The organism is Ruegeria sp. O6 (genome assembly GCF_056535045.1).
This window is the reverse complement of record NZ_JBQERM010000016.1, coordinates 24,542-41,715: the sequence shown is the minus strand read 5'-3', so window position 1 is coordinate 41,715 and position 17,174 is coordinate 24,542. Positions and strand designations below refer to the sequence as shown.

Annotated in this window: 14 protein-coding genes; 3 read left to right on the top strand and 11 right to left on the bottom strand. The window is 55.3% G+C overall.

Annotated features, from left to right (window positions below):
• Positions 1-23: 23 nt before the first annotated feature.
• The 10 genes from ACR0DY_RS17110 to ACR0DY_RS17065 form a co-directional block, all read right to left on the bottom strand.
• Complete coding sequence (locus tag ACR0DY_RS17110) at positions 24-1,940, bottom strand: beta-galactosidase (protein WP_480483656.1); 1,917 nt, start codon at positions 1,938-1,940, stop codon at positions 24-26.
• The gene (locus ACR0DY_RS17105) at positions 1,937-2,797 is read right to left on the bottom strand and encodes an SMP-30/gluconolactonase/LRE family protein (RefSeq protein ID WP_480483657.1); all 861 of its coding nucleotides are present in this window, start codon (positions 2,795-2,797) and stop codon (positions 1,937-1,939) included. Before ACR0DY_RS17105 ends, ACR0DY_RS17110 begins: the two co-directional genes overlap by 4 nt.
• A complete protein-coding gene (locus ACR0DY_RS17100; protein WP_480487396.1) occupies positions 2,794-3,399 on the bottom strand; it encodes a 2-dehydro-3-deoxy-6-phosphogalactonate aldolase in 606 nt (201 codons plus the stop codon). Before ACR0DY_RS17100 ends, ACR0DY_RS17105 begins: the two co-directional genes overlap by 4 nt.
• A complete protein-coding gene (locus ACR0DY_RS17095; RefSeq protein ID WP_480483659.1) occupies positions 3,396-4,289 on the bottom strand; it encodes a 2-dehydro-3-deoxygalactonokinase in 894 nt (297 codons plus the stop codon). Before ACR0DY_RS17095 ends, ACR0DY_RS17100 begins: the two co-directional genes overlap by 4 nt.
• Before the next feature lie 4 nt (positions 4,290-4,293).
• The gene (locus tag ACR0DY_RS17090) at positions 4,294-5,058 is read right to left on the bottom strand and encodes an SDR family NAD(P)-dependent oxidoreductase (RefSeq protein ID WP_480483660.1); all 765 of its coding nucleotides are present in this window, start codon (positions 5,056-5,058) and stop codon (positions 4,294-4,296) included.
• The gene (locus tag ACR0DY_RS17085; RefSeq protein ID WP_480483661.1) at positions 5,058-6,764 is read right to left on the bottom strand and encodes an IlvD/Edd family dehydratase; all 1,707 of its coding nucleotides are present in this window, start codon (positions 6,762-6,764) and stop codon (positions 5,058-5,060) included. The genes ACR0DY_RS17090 and ACR0DY_RS17085 overlap by 1 nt, the downstream gene beginning before the upstream one ends.
• A gap of 59 nt (positions 6,765-6,823) precedes the next feature.
• A complete protein-coding gene (gene melA / locus ACR0DY_RS17080; RefSeq protein WP_480483662.1) occupies positions 6,824-8,164 on the bottom strand; it encodes an alpha-galactosidase in 1,341 nt (446 codons plus the stop codon).
• Complete coding sequence (locus ACR0DY_RS17075) at positions 8,161-9,009, bottom strand: carbohydrate ABC transporter permease (RefSeq protein WP_480483663.1); 849 nt, start codon at positions 9,007-9,009, stop codon at positions 8,161-8,163. The genes melA and ACR0DY_RS17075 overlap by 4 nt, the downstream gene beginning before the upstream one ends.
• 1 nt (position 9,010) lies before the next feature.
• Entirely contained in the window at positions 9,011-9,937 is a 927-nt protein-coding gene (locus ACR0DY_RS17070; RefSeq protein WP_480546985.1) for a carbohydrate ABC transporter permease, read from the bottom strand.
• Positions 9,938-10,028: 91 nt separating this feature from the next.
• Positions 10,029-11,288, bottom strand: coding sequence for an ABC transporter substrate-binding protein (locus ACR0DY_RS17065; protein WP_480519834.1), 1,260 nt, complete (start codon positions 11,286-11,288; stop codon positions 10,029-10,031).
• 140 nt (positions 11,289-11,428) lie between these two features.
• Between ACR0DY_RS17065 and ACR0DY_RS17060 the strand changes: the two genes are divergently transcribed.
• From ACR0DY_RS17060 to ACR0DY_RS17050, 3 genes are all read left to right on the top strand, one after another.
• Positions 11,429-12,235, top strand: coding sequence for an IclR family transcriptional regulator (locus ACR0DY_RS17060; RefSeq protein WP_480519836.1), 807 nt, complete (start codon positions 11,429-11,431; stop codon positions 12,233-12,235).
• Positions 12,232-13,290: an ABC transporter ATP-binding protein gene (locus tag ACR0DY_RS17055; protein WP_480546987.1), complete on the top strand. Its 1,059-nt coding sequence runs from the start codon at positions 12,232-12,234 to the stop codon at positions 13,288-13,290. Before ACR0DY_RS17060 ends, ACR0DY_RS17055 begins: the two co-directional genes overlap by 4 nt.
• Before the next feature lie 243 nt (positions 13,291-13,533).
• Positions 13,534-15,747 carry an NADP-dependent isocitrate dehydrogenase gene (locus ACR0DY_RS17050; protein WP_480546989.1) on the top strand — a complete coding sequence of 738 codons (2,214 nt, stop codon included), beginning with the start codon at positions 13,534-13,536 and terminating at the stop codon, positions 15,745-15,747.
• A gap of 390 nt (positions 15,748-16,137) precedes the next feature.
• Here the strand turns inward: ACR0DY_RS17050 and ACR0DY_RS17045 are convergent, their stop codons facing one another.
• Positions 16,138-17,172, bottom strand: a complete 1,035-nt coding sequence (locus tag ACR0DY_RS17045; protein WP_480487404.1) for a glycosyltransferase family 2 protein — start codon at positions 17,170-17,172, stop codon at positions 16,138-16,140.
• Positions 17,173-17,174: the final 2 nt, after the last annotated feature.

Below are 17,174 nucleotides of genomic sequence, written 5' to 3'. Positions count from 1 at the left end.
CAACGCAACTGCCCGGACAGGATTCAAATCTGTCCGGGCAGATTGCGCTTCAGGATTTTTACATCACAACCGCCGATGGTCGACCCGTTCCAGACCACCGGTTCAGCGTTATAGTTGATCAGGAACACGTGATCGGCTGTCTCACGCAGTCGCAGTCCTGGCGGCATTGGCTTCAGGCTTAATCCCGTTTCTTCCGCAGCCAGGCCGATGACGCGATCCCATAATATTTCGTTTGGGAAGCCTGCAAGATACCAGAGCCCGTCCCCTGCCATAAGCGCAGGCGCTCCGTCGTCAAAACTCAGAATTTCTTCGGCTGATCCTGAAAGGCGATCAATCCAATGTTGTACCGCGCCGCCACCTCGGACAGTCCGGTTGTTTGCGGGGGGCAGTGTTTCGACCAAATCCACGTTGCAATCCAACCCTTTCAGGCCAGGTCGACCGACGACGGGGATCTGGAAATCACGAGTAATTGCGCCGCTGCGCGGGCCGAGGATTGCCAGATCCGAGTTGTCCGTTAACCTACGCTCCAAATCCGGGTCAATCGTTGCCAGTCCGGGGGCAAGGATCAGTGCATAATGCGCGGACAGGTCATTGGACGAAACGAAATCAATCGACAACCCCGCACGGCGCAATGCACGATAAGATGAGAAGACCAACCGGAAATAATCAAAGCCTGCTCCTTGCGGTAGCGATGTCCAGGCCCAGTCCGAGGGGTAATCAAACAATATGGCAACTTTGGATTGCGCCTGATGCACCTCGCCCAATGTGGATAGCTCATCCGCTGTCTGACGGGCCTCGTGCAAGGCAGGGGCAGGGCGATTGTCCGGTGTTAGCAAACCCGCGTGCATCTGTTCCTGTGCAAAGGGGGCTTGGCGCCATCGAAAGTAGCTCACAACCTCAGCACCGTGGGCGACAGCCTCAAGCGACCACAACCGTACCATTCCGGGCAGGGGTGCCGGGTTATAGGGCGCCCAATTCACCGGACCGGGTTGTTGTTCCATCACCCACCATCGGCCACGGCCTACTGCCCGGTAAAGATCATGGTGAAACGCCTGCATGTCCGGATCGCCTTGCTGAAGAAAGGCGGTCTTGTGGGCTTCGTCATCTTCCAATCGGTCCGATAGAAATCCGATCGGATAACTGTCCCAAGTCGCAATATCCATATCTGCGCCAACCTCGAAATGGTCGAAATCCAGAATACGGCCCATGTAGTTGTGCAACAGCGGCGCATCGGTCAAAGGTCGCAATACATCGACCTGAGCTTTGTTGAATGCCACAACCTGATCTGAACTGAACCGACGGAACGCCAGTACATGAGCGGGGTTAGGCTCGGTTACAGTTTGATTGGGTAAATCAACCTCATCGAAGCTACGGTACTCCATCGACCAGAACACGTTTCCCCAGGCCTTGTTCAGCTGTTCTATGGAACTGTATTGAACAGCCAGCCAGCGCCTGAATGCGTTCAGAGCCGGGGTGCTATAGCTGACGGTTGTGTCGTGACACCCATACTCATTATCGATCTGCCATGCCGCCACATACGGGTTGTGACCATAGCGCTTCCCCAGGACCCTTGCGATACGGACACATTCATCGACATAACCCTGGTGGCTAAAGCAATAATGTCGCCGTGACCCGAATTTGCGCACGTTTCCATGTGCATCCACGGCCAGCATGTCCGGATGTTTGTCCAGCATCCAACGCGGTGGCGTTGCTGTTGGTGTGCCAAGCACGACTTTCAATCCCGCCTCGCCAAGTGTTTCAACCGCATGGTCCAGCCATTCGAATTGCAGGGTTCCGGGGTGGGGCTCCAGCCGGCTCCAGGCGAACTCTCCTATGCGTACCCACGAGATGCCGGTGTCCACCATGCGCGCGGCATCTTCCGCCCACATCGCCTCGGGCCAGTGTTCAGGGTAGTAACACACACCAAGTTCCGGCTTCATAATATGATCCTGTGTTCTGCCTGCCCTCGCCCCGCGTTTGGCATTGCAAAGGTCATGCCGTTGGTGGGTTGGGATTCAATATCCGCGTTGCTCAACCCCTGCCGTGCCGAGGTGCAGAACAGCGTGCCCAAGCCGTCGCCACCAAAGGCCGGGCAGGACGTATGTGACGCGTCGAAGGAAATGGCCTTCAGGAATTGACCTTCGGGCGTGTAGGCCGCGACACGTCCAATCCCCCATTGCGCGATCCAGATGTTGCCGTCGGCATCAACCACCGCACCGTCCGGGTTCAGGCCTTCTTTGCGAAGGTCCAGAAATACCGTGCTTTTCCCTTCGGGCCATCCGCTTTCTGCATTCAAGCTCCAGCGCCTGACCTGCCTGACCGTCGTGTCACAGAAATAGGCCACGGATCGATCCGGTGCAAAACAGATTGCATTAGAAATCGTCACACCCGGCACGAGACATCTGAGTGTACCTTTCCAGAACCGATAGATTGATCCGGCCCCGGATTCAGCCTGTTTGCCCATCGTGCCGATCCAGAAACCGCCCCAAGGATCAGCGCGACCGTCATTCGAGCGGGTGATTAGGTTGTCTGCCTCAAGCGGCGTGACCAGCGCTCGATGCCCGGACTTCAAGTCAAACTGCCAAAGACCCGTTTCTGACGCCAAAAGCAATGTGTCACGATCCACCCAGCCTGCGGCAGACACATGTTCATCGAAATCCCAGCTTATCTGATGTTCGCCTTCGCGCGTCATCATGCGTTTGTTGAGAATGTCGAACCAGAAAAGCTGTTGCCGAGCGGGGTGCCATAGCGGACCTTCGCCCAACGCGCATGGGCGGTCGTCAAAGACCGTACTCATCCTGCCGCCTTGTCAAAGGCTGCCACGATTTGCCCCGCGCGTTCTGCGACTTCGACTGTGTCCATGCCGGGTTTGTACAGCGCTGATCCAATCCCGAATCCATCGGCACCGGCTTTGATCCATTGGTCGAAATTTTCGGGCCCGGCACCGCCGACGGCAAAGACGCGTGTTTCCTTGGGTAATACGGGTCGGAGTGCAGCCAACCCTGCGGGGCCTGCCATGACGCCAGGAAACAGCTTTAATCCTGTGGCCCCTGCTTTGAGAGCGGCAAACGCTTCGGTCGGCGTGTAAACGCCCGGCCAGCTTTGCATCCCCAACGCCACAGACCGTTTGATCACATCAGTATCATAATTGGGTGACACGATCAGCTTGCCGCCGGCATTCCGAACTGCGTCCACCTGATCAACCGTTAGTACAGTACCAGCGCCAATCAGGGCGCGATCTTCGAAAGCTTCGGCCAGAATGGAAATGCTGTCGAGCGGATCAGGCGAATTGAGTGGAACTTCGATCCGGTCGATCCCTGCATCGATGATAACTCTGCCAACCGCCTCGGCTTCCTGTGGTTGCAGACCACGCAGAATGGCGATGATGGGGCGGCTCATGCGATTTGCCTTGTCATGTTGCGCGCCAGCGCCAACCCGGCCAGGGTTGTTTCGGTGGCGTTTGCAGTCTCAACAAAAGCGCCCTGTTGTCTCAGCGCTGCCGCATAGACCCGCGATACGGCATCTGCGCCGATGATAGCCAGTTGTTGGCCCAGCCAATATGGACGAGTGGCGGCCAATTCAGCACCGATAAGCAGTCCGGACAGCCGTGCGCGCGCGATGTCTTTGTCCTGATCGTGCAGCAGGTCTGCAGCCCGCAAGCCGAACAGGCGCGCAGCCAACTGTTCGGGTTTGGACAATGTATCCGCCACAGCATCTGCAAAGGCATCTTCATCCCATCCTTCACCTATAGAATGCCGCAGAACAGATTGCGCACTTAACAAATCAAAAAGCTCTCCAGTCATGAGCGTCCGAAAGCTCACGATTTCACCTGCGCTGACCTGAACCCATTTCGTATGGGTTCCTGGAAGGCAGAGGACACCATCCCAGTTCTGGCGAGTTCCCAAAAATCCCGCGATTTGTGTTTCTTCGCCCCGCATCACATCCGGTGGGGTCAATTGCTTTAATCCGGGTATGACGAAGGCCCGGATGCGCGGGTCTGTGCTGGGAACACGGACCGGTACTTGCGGCAAGGGCTGCGACGGAACGGTAGAATAAGGTGCTTCGACCCAGCCTTGGCGTGCACCGACCATACCGCAGGCGATCACATCGATGGGGCCATCCTTCAGCCAGTTTTCAACAAGGTCCAACAGAGCGGGCTGGAAACTGTCGGCTTCGATACGTGCCATACCTTTGTCGGACTGCGCGCAGTCCAGCACCGTGGCCCCCTGCATGGCCCAGACCCGCAGGTGAGATGTGCCCCAATCGGCGGCGATCCATTCAGTATTCATTGTGTCACCCTGAAACCACGACGCCGCCATCAACCGCCATACACTGACCGGTCATCGCCCGGCTGGCGTTGGATGCCAGGAACAATGTCGGTGCAACCATGTCTTCGGGCGTCAAATGTTCTTTCAGGCATTGTCGATCCAAATGCGCGGCCAAATCTTCGGGCGTCGCCCACATATCCAGTTGTTTTTGCGTCAAGACCCAACCGGGAGCCAGCGCATTCACACGTATGTTTTTTGGTCCCAGTTCGCGGGCCAAAGACCGACTCATCCCTGTAATGCCCGCATTTGACGTCGTATAGATCGGATAGCCTGCATTGCCCATCATGTAGCTGATCGAGCTGAAGTTGATGATAACGCCGCCTTCTTTCATTTGCCGGGCCGCTTCCTGACAGGCGAAATAATAGGCTTTCAGGTTTACCTCGATCATCCAGTCCCAGAACTCGGTCGTGGTTTCCTCAAGTGTATGGCGTTGGTCATTGGCCGCGTTGTTAACCAAAACGTTCAGGGGGCCGTGGGCTTTGGCGGCTTTGGCCATTGTCGTGTGAAGAAGCTGGGTGTCGGTCATGTCACCCTGCATGAACAGAGGTGCGCGGCCGTGTTTGTCGCGCATCTCTTCGACAAAACCGCTGGCGTCCGATCTGCCGATAAAAGCCACATTGGCCCCCTGAGCCAGAAACCCATCCGTCAATGCTGCGCCCACGCCCGAGCCTCCGCCGGTGATATAGACGGATGACCCGTTCAAGTCATGAAATGTTGCTGGTTGGGTCATCAGTGGCTCTCTCTGGTCACAAGGCGGGTGTCTTTGCCGACAAGGAAATCCAGATCGGCACCTTGATCGGCCTGCAGCACATGATCGACGTAAAGTTTGGCATACCCGCGGGAATAATGCGGCTTGTCTGGTTTCCATTGAGCTCGGCGCGCGTCCAATTCTTTTTCGTCCACCAACAGTTCAAGCTTGCCGGCGCTGGCAGATACGCGGATGCGGTCGCCGGTTTTCACCAGCGCCAGCGTGCCACCCGCCTGTGCCTCAGGGCTGACATGCAGGATGACGGTGCCATAGGCGGTGCCGGACATGCGGGCATCCGAGATACGGATCATGTCGCGAACGCCTTCCTTCACCAATCTGGCCGGAATCGGCATGTTTCCTACCTCGGGCATCCCGGGATAACCCTTGGGTCCACATCCCTTGAGCACCAGAATGCTTTTGGGTGTGACCGGCAGATCATCCCGGTCGATATTGGCTTTCAGGTCTTCGATGTTTTCGAAAACGAACGCCTCACCCTCGGTTTCAAGAAGGGCATCTGTTGCGGCAGAAGGTTTGACGATGGCTCCGTTGGGCGCAAGATTGCCGCGCAAAACACGAAGGCCAGCAGCGGGCTTCACCGGATCGTTGAAGGGGCGGATGACGTCGCGGTTGAAACATTCGGCACCTTCGAAATGGGCCGAGATGTCCTTGTTGAGAACCGTTCTGGCCGGGCGCAGGAAAGGTTTGAGTTCGCTCAACACAGCCGGAACACCGCCAGCGTAACAGAAATCTTCCATCAGGTATGTGCCCGAGGGCATGCAGTTCACCAGAAGGGGAATCTCTGATCCGATTTCAAAGTCCTTGAGCGTCAGGTCAACGCCCACGCGACCTGCGAGTGCCAGTAGATGCACAACGGCATTGGTCGATCCCCCAACGGCTGCATTGGCGAGGATTGCATTCTCGAAGGCTTCCCTGGTCAAAATGTCCGATGGTTTCAGGTCTTCGTCGACCATTTCGACAATCCGCTTGCCGGTCAAATGGGCTAGGGCCATGCGGCGGGCGTCAACGGCGGGCAGGGCGGCATTGGTGGGCAGGCTCATGCCCATCGCTTCGACCAGAGACGCCATGGTGCTGGCTGTCCCCATGGTCATGCAAACCCCGGCACTGCGGGACATCCCGGATTCCGCGTTCATAAAATCCTGAAGGGTCATCTCTCCAGCACGCACGGCCTCGGAGAACTTCCACACATCGGTTCCTGAGCCAATATCCTGACCGCGATATTTTCCATTCAGCATAGGGCCGGAGCTGACAACGATCGACGGCAGATCGACCGAGGCCGCGCCCATCAATTGGCCCGGCGTGGTCTTGTCGCACCCGCCCAGCAGAACCACACCGTCAATGCCATATGCGCGGATCGACTCTTCGACATCCATGGCCAGCAGATTGCGAAACAGCATGGCTGTGGGTTTCATCTGGGTCTCGCCCAGCGACATGACCGGGAATTCGACGGGAAAGCCCCCGGCCTCCCACACACCGCGCTTTACCCCTTCGGCCAGATCACGCAGGCCGGAATTGCAAGGGGTCAGCTCCGACCATGTGTTGCAGATTCCGATGATTGGCCGCCCATCGAAGGCGTGATTAGGAAAACCCTGATTTTTCATCCAGGATCGATGGATGAACCCATCCTTGTCGAGTTTCCCGTACCAATGCTGTGAGCGGCGTTTTGACATTGTTCTGTGATGCTTTTTTTAGGTCTGGGTGGATTTGAGTATTTGTAAAAAGGTGAAATTCAAGCGGCGCGAGATGGGCGGCACCAATCTGGCAGCCAGTCGGCATGGGCAGACAGAAGGTCGTTCACCAGATTTCGAATTTGGCGCAGGTCCAGTTCGGCGGCGGTGTGCGGGTCCATCATGGCTGCATGATAGATATGCTCGGGGTTCTGGTCGACCAATGCCCTGACTGTGAGTTCCTGAACGTTGATCTGGGTACGCATAAGGGCGATCAGCTGCGCTGGGACGTCTGTGATGACAGAAGGCTGAATGCCATTTGCATCAACCAGACACGGTGTTTCGACAGCAGCCCCCATAGGCAGCTGAGGTATCTGGCCGGTGTTTGGCAGATTGCCATAGGCCACGTAGGCGGTGTCAGAGATGATTGCGTTCATTATGTCTGCCGCAAACTCATGGCTGCGAGTGACGGCTATGTCGCGCCCGTCAGTCACGGTTTTGGCCTGCTCTTTCCAGTTGCTCATCTGTTCCACACAGCGGGTCGGGTATTCATCGAGTGGGATTGAGAATTTCTCGATCAGGTCCGCCCGCCCGTCTTTGATGAACCATGGCACGTATTCTGCCAAATGCTCAGAACTTTCGGTGCAGAAAAAGCCAAGGTGATCCATCACTTCGTAGCGCACCTTGTTGGGGCAGCGCGGCATCAGCAGCGGTGCCTTGGGGATCCTGCCGCTGACATAACCTTGCCGAAGGGCGGGGTATAAATCATGGCCCTGATGCTCAAGCCGCAGGAAGAAGGCGACGTGATTGACGCCCGCGACCTTGTAGCGAATGTCGTCTTTTGACAGGTCCAAATCATGTGCCAGTTCCGCCACCGTGTTCTGAACCGAGTGGCACAGGCCGACCTGCTTCAATGACGGGTATCTCTCGGCCAGTGCCCAGGTGTTGATGGCCATCGGATTGACGTATTGTAGTAGTGTCGCATCAGGGCATAGCTGCATCATGTCATGCGCTACGTCCCACAAGACCGGCACAGTGCGCAGCCCCCGCATGATGCCACCCACGCCCAGCGTATCGGCGATGGTCTGGCGCAGCCCGTATTGTTTGGGGATCTCAAAATCAGTGACGGTACAAGGCTGGTACCCGCCAATCTGAAAGGCAGTGATAACGAAATCGGCACCATCAAGTGCCGCGCGTCGATCCGCATGTGTGGATACTGTCGCGTTTGACCGGACCGAACGGACCATGGCGCGGGCTACAGATTCGCTTTCCGTCAAGCGTACGGGGTCGATATCCATCAGCGCAAAATGACTGTCCGCCAGAGCAGGCGTTAACAGAACATCCCCCACGATGTTCTGCATAAAGATCGTGGAACCTGCTCCGATAAAAGTTATCTTTGTCATTTTACAGCTCCGAGGGTCAGGCCCGCGATAAAGTGCTTTTGCATCAGGAAGAACATGGCAACCGGCGGCAGCGCTGCTACGATCGAGCCCGCGCTCATTAATTGGTAGGCGGCGCGGAACTGGGCGTTGAAACTGGTGATGCCTGCCGTGACAGGTTGGCTTTCCGCGCCCTGTGTCAGGACGACCGCCCAAAAGTAATCGTTCCAGATGAAGGTAAAGATCAGCACGCTGAGTGCGGCTATTGCGGGTTTCATCAACGGCAGCACCACGTACCAGAAGATGCGCCATTCGCTGATACCCTCGACTCGCGCGGCCTCGATTAATTCAAAGGGCAGGGCCCGGATAAAGTTGCGCATGAACAATGTGCAAAAGCCGGTCTGGAAGGCGATGTGGAACAAGACGAGGCCGGTTTTTGTGTTGTAGAGGCCTAAATCCAGTGTCAGGTCGCGCACAGGCACCATCAGGATCTGGAATGGCACGAAATTGCCGGCTACGAACATAAAGAAAATCCATAGGTTCGATTTGAATTTGTAGATGCCTAGTGCAAAGCCGGTCATGGAACTGAGAGCAACGGCACCGATTACCGTAGGAATGGTGATCATGAAAGAGTTCAGCAAATATCGCGGCATGTCCGAGTTGAAGAACACCAGCCCGTAATTGACTGCACCTTCAAAACTGGATGGCAAGCCCCAATAGTTGGCGTTGGTGAAATCCGCCGCTGGTTTGACCGAAAACAGAGCCACCGCCAGCAGGGGCCCCAGCCACAGCAACAATGCAAGTGGCAGCATCGCCTGATAGGTGATCTGCGCGGCGCGAGGTTGTTTTTCGATGGGTTTGGGAAACATCTCAGTGCCCCCTTTCTTCGCGATACATCGACCAGAGGAAATAGGCGATGAAGCAGAGCATAATCAGGAAAAGCACCACAGCGATTGCCGCGCCATACCCCATGCGGAAGCCATATTCAGATAGGGCGACTTCGAACATGTAATAGGCCAGCACGCGGGAGGATCCGAACGGCCCGCCCTGTGTCATGATTGAGATCAGGTCGAAACTGCGCAGCGCTCCGATGATTGTCACGACGAATGCAATGAAAGTCGCCGGGCGCAACTGTGGCAGAATGATGTGCCACAGCATTCTCAAGCCTTTGGCACCGTCCAGGCGTCCGGCTTCGATCTGTTCGGGGTCGACGGCATTCAGACCGGTGAGGTAGAGGATCATGCAATAGGCGGTTTGCGGCCAAAGGCCCGCGACGATGATGCCGTAGGTAACCAAACGCTCGTCGCCCAGCACGTTCAATGGACCCATTCCGAGAAAGCCGAGAAACTCATTCAGAAGACCAAATGTCGGGTCATAAAACCACGTGAATACAAGGCCAACAACAACCTGAGAGATGACAAATGGAAAGAAAAACAGCGATTTGTAAAGGCGGATACCCCAGACCGTCTGGTTCAGAAACAAAGCGATGAAAAGGCCCGCCGGAATGGCCAGAAGATACAGGATCAGCCAGATCAGGTTGTTCTTGAGCGAGATATAGAATGCGTCCCGGTCAACCCATTCCCAATACAAATCTTCATAGTTACGCATGCCGACATATTCGGCGGCACCCAACCCATCCCACTCGTACAGTGACAGGTTGAAGGACTGGAAGACCGGAATGATCACATAGACCATGAAGAACAGCAGGCCCGGAGCAAGGAATAGCCACGGGGCGATGCGTTGTTGGTTTCTGTGGAACCAGTTCTCCTGATCAGGGGCGTCAGCGGCAGTGGTCATGGGTGTCCTGGGTTTGTTTGGGTAAGGCGGGTTGAAACCACCTTACATTCTGTGGCGAGGTAGGCCGGGCCCGAGCCCGGCCCAAGCCTGATTAGTTGTCGTAGATACGCTCTCGCGCGCGTTCCAGCTTGGCCAGAATACGGTCAGCATTGTCTGGTTTAACCATGAATTCCTGGAAACCTTCCATTGACACTTTGGCCATTTCAGCCGGTGCGTCGCGGTCCCAGAACTGAGCCACTCCGCCGGGGCTGTTGGTCGAGAGCATCGAAAAGCCCTGCTGCAGGAATTTGTCATCGTCTACTGAGGATTGCGCGTTCACCGGCAACTGACCGAGGTTCGATCCGTTGTTGATCTCGGTCTGTTCATCCGACGAGACAACAAAGCGCAGGAACTCTCGTGCGGCTTCTTTGTTCGAGGCGTTCGCCGGGATGTGGAACGTATCGGTCGGTGCGTCTTCAGCCAATTCGACATCAGGGTTGATTGACACGAATTGGTAGAAATCCAACTGATCATCTGTCAGCCCTGCTTCACGCAAAGGCGCGACTGCAAAATTTCCCATCAGATACGCAGCGGCTTCTCCATTGACCATGAACGGCAAAGCCTCCTGCCAGCTGTAGGTCTGATGGTTGTCAATGAAAGCCCCCATGTCGATCAACTGCTTCCAGTTTGCAAAGGTCTGCTTGACCCGGTCATCTTCCCAGCTGATTTCACCATTGGCCAGTTGATTGTGGAAGTCGAACCCGTTGGTGCGCATGTTCAGGTAGTCAAACCAACCGCCAGCGGTCCACAGGAACTTGGTCCCGATGGTATAGCAAGCACGGCCTGAATCGACGATCTTCTGGCAATTTGCCAGCTCTTCTTCCCAGGTAGTCGGTTCGCTGAGGCCTAATTCGTCAAAGATATCTTTACGATAGTAAACGCCCCACTGGTAGTAAGTGTAGGGGACGCCCCATTGTTTGCCATCGATGGTCATCGCGCCTTTGGTTGATGCCAGGTTTTCAGCAATTTCAGGTTCCGCCCAAAGATCCGAGACGTCTTCGAACAGACCGGCCTCAACATATGGTTTCATACGGTTGGCGGCGTACCAAGTGGCCACGTCAGGTGTGTCAGCCGTCAGAAAGTTGCGGATCTGGGTCTTATACGCTTCGCGGTCGATAACCGTGGTTTCGATCTCTAGGCCGGGGTGCTGCGCTGCAAACCGCTCGATCATCGCTTCCATCGTTGCGCGCGGGGCCGGGTTAGACGTGTCCAGGAATATCCGAAGCTCTCCATTTAGGTCAGCAGCCACCGGTGCCGCCATAGCAACGCCAAGTGCCAGCGCAGCGGTTGTGCGCTTGAAAGTGGAATACATGGTTTCCTCCCTGTTGTTTCCACAAAAGTTCCAAATAATGAAACAATGTTTTATATATTGAAAACTACACATCGACTCGGTTAGTCTTGTCAAGACCCTCGTGCGAACTGCGATGGGCAAGCGGAGGAGAACGGACGCCCGTGTCAGGTGACGGAACTATTGGCAAAGCATGTGACGTGCTGGATCAGGTCGCCGCATTTCAGCGCCCTGTGCGATTTTCGGAGTTGCTGGACGGCAGCGATTTTCCGAAAGCAACATTGTATCGGTTTTTGCAATCATTAACCAATCAGGGAATGCTATGTTACGACCCCGAGCGCCAAACCTACGCGCCGGGTATGCGTTTGGTACGGCTTGCGCATGCAGCCTGGACCCAAAGCTCACTGGCCCCTATCGCACGTCCGTTCCTCGATATTCTAAGCCAGGAAACTGGAGAGACTGTGCATTTGGCGCAGCTCGATGCTGGTCAGGTTCTATACGTAGACAAACGCAACGCAGCGCAACCGATTGAGATGTATTCTCAGGCGGGTAAGGTGGGCCCTGCCTACTGCACGGGTGTCGGCAAGGCGATGCTTGCCTTTCTGAATGAAAGTGACCTTAACCGGGCAATTTCGCAGCAGAGTTTTCATCGCTTTACCGACAAGACCCTGACGTCCGACAATGACCTGCGCACGGATCTTGATCGAATTCGCAGCAAGGGTTTTGCCGTTGATGACGAAGAACATGAACCCGGAATTATTTGCGTCGCCTGCCCTGTTCTTACAACAAACGGCCGTGTCCTGGGCGCAATCTCAGTAACCGGCTCGACCCAGCGAATGGATTTTGAACAACTCGAGGCATGGGTGCCTCGTGTGCGGCGGGTGGCTGAACAAATCAGCACCGAGGCGCAGGCATGGCGTTTCCCTGAAACGCGACCAGACCTCGGCAATGACAGGATGCAAGCGACATGACAGGTGTAACCCTGAATCAGGCAATCAAGCGGTACGGCCAGACGCAAGTCATTCACGGCATCGACTTGCAGATCGAAGATGGTGAGTTCTGTGTTTTCGTTGGCCCTTCGGGATGTGGCAAATCCACATTGCTTCGGATGATCGCGGGTTTGGAAGAAACGTCGGAAGGCGAGATTCACATTGGGGTGCGAGACGTAACCCACATGGACCCGGCCAAACGTGGTGTGGCGATGGTGTTCCAGACCTATGCGCTTTATCCGCATATGACCGTGGCGGAAAATATGGGCTTTGGGCTTCGCATGAACGGTGTCCCAAAGGCCGAGATCACCAGAAAAGTGCAGGAAGCCTCGAACATTCTGAAGCTTGACCAGTATCTCAAACGCAAACCCAAGGCTCTGTCGGGTGGTCAACGGCAGCGGGTTGCGATTGGCCGTGCCATCGTTCGCGGCCCCGACGTTTTCCTGTTTGACGAACCCTTGTCCAATCTGGACGCCGAGTTGCGCGTGGAAATGCGTGTTGAGATCGCGCGCCTTCATCAGGAAATCGGCGCGACAATGATTTACGTGACCCATGATCAGGTCGAAGCCATGACCATGGCCGACAAGATCGTCGTGCTGCGGGATGGTCGCATTGAACAAGTTGGGGCTCCGATGGATTTGTACCGTGATCCCGACAACCGGTTTGTCGCAGGCTTCATCGGTTCGCCTGCAATGAACTTTCTGGAATGTGACTATGGGGATGGCCATGTCTCCCATCCCGCGCTAGGCAAGCCGTTGCCCGTTTCTGCGACTATCCCCTCCGGTCGGACCAAGGTGACATTGGGCATGCGGCCCGAACATATTCAGATTGACCGTTCGGCCGATACTTGCACCGTGGACCTGACCGAAGCCTTGGGCGGTGTTTCCTATTCATATCTACGGACGCCAAATGGTGATAAGCTGATCATTGAGGAACGGGACGACCAACGAAGCAGAACCGGGGATCGGATCGGCATCGCCATACAGCCAGATCGTGTGATGTTTTTTGATCCAGAGACCGGGCAACGGTATCGTTAGCCACGACCTTCCAGCCCACGGGCAGGCTTACCCGTCCCAAGAGTTACACGACACTTTATCTGACCCGTGGCAAAACGCGCGGGCAGATGCGATTGATTCCAAGTCAAACGTGATTTAATGGAAGCCCTGTCAAAACAGAGTCACCCAGGGGCTGTATCGTGGTTTAGCCCCTCTCACGCCACGCAATTGTGGTTGCAACTCTTGGATCGCACGCCCCGAAAGGCTTAAAAAAGGTAAAAGAATATGGCAGATAAATCGAACTTCGACATATTGTATACCATTGTAGACGAAGCGCCAGAGCTGGCCAGCGCTTCGTTCCTGCCCATCATCCGCAAGTTCGCATCTGCTGCTGGCGTCCGCGTTGGCACCAAAGATATTTCTCTGGCGGGACGTATTCTGGCAGCATTCCCCGAGAACCTTACCGACGATCAGCGTGTAAGCGACGATCTGGCTGATTTGGGCGATCTGGTGAAGACACCTGATGCCAATGTCATCAAGCTGCCAAATATCTCTGCCTCGGTTCCACAGTTGGTTGCGGCCGTCGAAGAGCTGCAATCGCAGGGTTACGACATTCCGACCTACCCTGCAGAACCTGCAACGGATGAGGAAAAGGCGATCCGCGCCCGTTATGACGCGATCAAAGGTTCTGCTGTTAACCCGGTTCTGCGCGAAGGGAACAGCGACCGCCGTGCGGCGCGTGCGGTGAAAAACTATGCTCAGAACAACCCGCATTCGATGGGCGAATGGGCGTCGGACAGCAAGACCAAAGTTTCGTCCATGCCAGCCAATGATTTCTATGCAAACGAGATTTCGGCCACCATCACCGCAGCACAAGCAGGCGATGCAAAAATCGAGTTTGTAGGTAAAGATGGTGACGTCACCGTTCTGAAAGACGGCTGGTCGCTGGAAGAAGGAACCATAGCCGACGCGACTTTCATGTCGGTCAAGGCACTGTCTGCGTTCCTTTCAGATGCCATTGAGGACACCAAAAAAGACGGGACCATGTTCTCGCTGCATATGAAAGCCACGATGATGAAGGTTTCAGACCCGATCATCTTTGGATATGCGGTCAAAGCCTGGCTGGCCCCCGTGTTCGAAAAGTTCGGCGCGGAACTGGATGCGTTGGGTGTGAACCCAAATTCCGGTTTGGGGGCGCTGCTGGAGCGCGTACAGGGTCACGCCGACATCATGACGGCCATCGACGCGATCAAGGCGGACCGCCCGTCCATGTATATGGTGGATTCGGACCGCGGAATCACGAACCTGCATGTCCCATCGGATGTAATCATTGATGCCTCAATGCCTGCAGTGATCCGCGCCGGGGGTAAGGGCTGGGATGAGACGGGTGCCAAAGGTGACACCAACTGTGTGATCCCTGATCGCTGCTACGCGACCGTCTATGATGAGGCCATTAAGTTCTTCAAAGCCAATGGCGCGTTGAACCCGTCCACTGCCGGAGCCGTGGCGAACGTGGGCCTGATGGCTCAGAAAGCCGAGGAATACGGTTCGCACCCGACAACTTTCGAGGCACCGGCGGATGGTACAATCCGCATCGTTCTGGCCAATGGTGAAACGTTGCACAGCCACGGTGTTGAGGCCGGCGATATTTGGCGCGCCTGCACCGTCAAAAAGGCGCCAATCGAGAACTGGATTCAGTTGGCCATGGACCGTCAGCGTCTGACGGGTTCCGAGGCGATTTTCTGGTTGGACGCAAACCGGGCCCATGACGCAGAGCTTATCAAATATGTCAAACCGGCGCTTGAGGCCGCTGGGGTGGCCGACAAGTTCCTGATCATGGCCCCGCGCGAAGCGACCCGTCAGTCGTTGGAGACGATCACAGCAGGTAATGACTCGATTGCCATCACCGGCAACGTGCTGCGGGATTATTTGACTGACCTGTTTCCAATCCTGGAACTGGGTACCTCGGCCAAAATGCTCTCCATCGTCAAATTGATGAACGGTGGCGGTTTGTTCGAAACTGGAGCCGGTGGTTCGGCGCCCAAACATGTGCAGCAGTTGGTCGAAGAAAATCACCTGCGCTGGGACTCGATGGGTGAGTTCTGTGCGTTGGGTGAATCGCTGAACTTCCTTGCTGACAGCAAAGGCAACGAGAAAGCGGGCATTCTGGGTGCGGCGGCCGAAGCAGCGACGCAGGGTATTCTGGACAACAACCGCTCACCCAGCCGCAAAGTTGGTCAGCCGGACAATCGCGACAGCCACTATTGGTTTGCACGCTACTGGGCTGAGGCTTTGGCCGCCCAGTCCGAAGATACGGAACTGGCTGCCGAGTTTGCATCGCTGGCCAAGGATCTGGCCGTCAACGAAGGGCAAATCCTGTCGGAGTTGGCCGCAGCGCAATGTCAAGCTGCGGATTTGGGCGGTTACTATCACACCGATCCGGCCAAAACGGCAGCGGTTATGCGGCCCAGCACAACGTTGAACGCAATCATCGGCTAATCGCTAACGGCAAAACAGGTGATCCTTTGCCTGTTCAAAACACGGAAAGGGACCGGCACAGTTGTGCGGTCCCTTTTTTGTATCGTCGACACTGTCACGGAAAGTGGGTCGAGAAAAGTATTATTCATTTACAATGCTTTATAATGAATTTGTTTGTACTTACGGGATTCCCCTAATAGCACGGCAGCTCTGACTGTTTTAAACCTTGGATAACACAGAATTTCACTGGTGATGCCTCAGGGCCTTATCACTCACTCAGAGAATGACCAGCATTTGGGGTGCTGGTCATTTCATTTTGGTTCTCAGAATTTGCTGGGCAGCCAAGCAGTTCAACCATGGTTGAACACGAACACTATATCGAGTGCTCACAATTATACTGGAGATTGGGTCTTAGCCAACGCGCCGGGGTTCTGGGTTGGCAATCGGCGTCTGTGTTCTTTTCGTTCCGTACGCTGCAACACCTTTGTGTCGCAGATAAGACAGGCGACGCGCCTCACGCCGGGCAAGTGCCAGAGATTCCAGGATCAGCGCGCACACGATTGACAGCATGGTTCCGACAAAACCGGATACCGCGACAACCAAGGACGGAATTCGGTCAACCAAGCCAGTTTCCAAAAACTCGCGGAAAACCGATACGAATACGGACAGCGAAGGTAAGAATATCAACAATGCCAAAGACAGGAAGAACGCGATTGGCTTTTCGTCTTTGATCAAAAGGCCAATCATCTTGAGAATTCGCCACCCATCTGAATAGGTGGCCAGTTTTGAGTTCGAATCCGGAAGCCGTGAGACGTATTTTGTCTCAACTTCTCCAATCGGCATGCGCATCTGCATCGCGTGCACTGTAAGTTCAGTTTCAATCTCGAACCCGTTGGAAACCGCCGGAAAGCTTTTGACAAAGCGTCTGCTGAAAACACGATAACCGGACAGCAGGTCGTTGATTTTGCTGTTAAAGAAGAATTTCACCAGCCCGCTGAACAAGGCGTTTCCAAACTTATGACCCCGTCGATAGGCTTGAATGTCGTCGTTCACCCGTGCGCCATTGACCATATCAAGGTTTTGCGAGACCAGCAGATTGATCATTTCAGGTGCTGCCATACTGTCGTAGGTCGCATCCCCGTCTGCCATGACGTAGACATCCGCATCCACGTCAGCAAACATCCTGCGGACAACGTTACCTTTGCCCTGATATGTTTCAGAGTAGACCAGCGCGCCAGCTTCTTGCGCCACTCTCGCCGAGCCGTCCGTGGAATTGTTGTCGAATACGTAAATTACCGCCTCCGGCAGGGCGGCGCGGAACTGCTTGACTGTTTCACCAATGGCAACGGCTTCATTGTAACAGGGCAAGATAACAGCAATTTCCAAACCCGGCCACGACGCCCGTGTCAGAGATCCACTTTGGATATTCAAGGCACACTGTATCATAT

Coding starts and splice junctions, on each gene's coding strand:
- ACR0DY_RS17065 (WP_480519834.1), bottom strand. CDS start 11,288: ATGTATTCCACTTTCAAGCGCACAACCGCTGCGCTGGCACTTGGCGTT.
- ACR0DY_RS17095 (WP_480483659.1), bottom strand. CDS start 4,289: ATGAATACTGAATGGATCGCCGCCGATTGGGGCACATCTCACCTGCGG.
- ACR0DY_RS17055 (WP_480546987.1), top strand. CDS start 12,232: ATGACAGGTGTAACCCTGAATCAGGCAATCAAGCGGTACGGCCAGACG.
- ACR0DY_RS17090 (WP_480483660.1), bottom strand. CDS start 5,058: ATGACCCAACCAGCAACATTTCATGACTTGAACGGGTCATCCGTCTAT.
- ACR0DY_RS17070 (WP_480546985.1), bottom strand. CDS start 9,937: ATGACCACTGCCGCTGACGCCCCTGATCAGGAGAACTGGTTCCACAGA.
- ACR0DY_RS17050 (WP_480546989.1), top strand. CDS start 13,534: ATGGCAGATAAATCGAACTTCGACATATTGTATACCATTGTAGACGAA.
- ACR0DY_RS17100 (WP_480487396.1), bottom strand. CDS start 3,399: ATGAGCCGCCCCATCATCGCCATTCTGCGTGGTCTGCAACCACAGGAA.
- ACR0DY_RS17075 (WP_480483663.1), bottom strand. CDS start 9,009: ATGTTTCCCAAACCCATCGAAAAACAACCTCGCGCCGCGCAGATCACC.
- ACR0DY_RS17110 (WP_480483656.1), bottom strand. CDS start 1,940: ATGAAGCCGGAACTTGGTGTGTGTTACTACCCTGAACACTGGCCCGAG.
- ACR0DY_RS17045 (WP_480487404.1), bottom strand. CDS start 17,172: ATGATACAGTGTGCCTTGAATATCCAAAGTGGATCTCTGACACGGGCG.
- ACR0DY_RS17105 (WP_480483657.1), bottom strand. CDS start 2,797: ATGAGTACGGTCTTTGACGACCGCCCATGCGCGTTGGGCGAAGGTCCG.
- ACR0DY_RS17085 (WP_480483661.1), bottom strand. CDS start 6,764: ATGTCAAAACGCCGCTCACAGCATTGGTACGGGAAACTCGACAAGGAT.
- melA (WP_480483662.1), bottom strand. CDS start 8,164: ATGACAAAGATAACTTTTATCGGAGCAGGTTCCACGATCTTTATGCAG.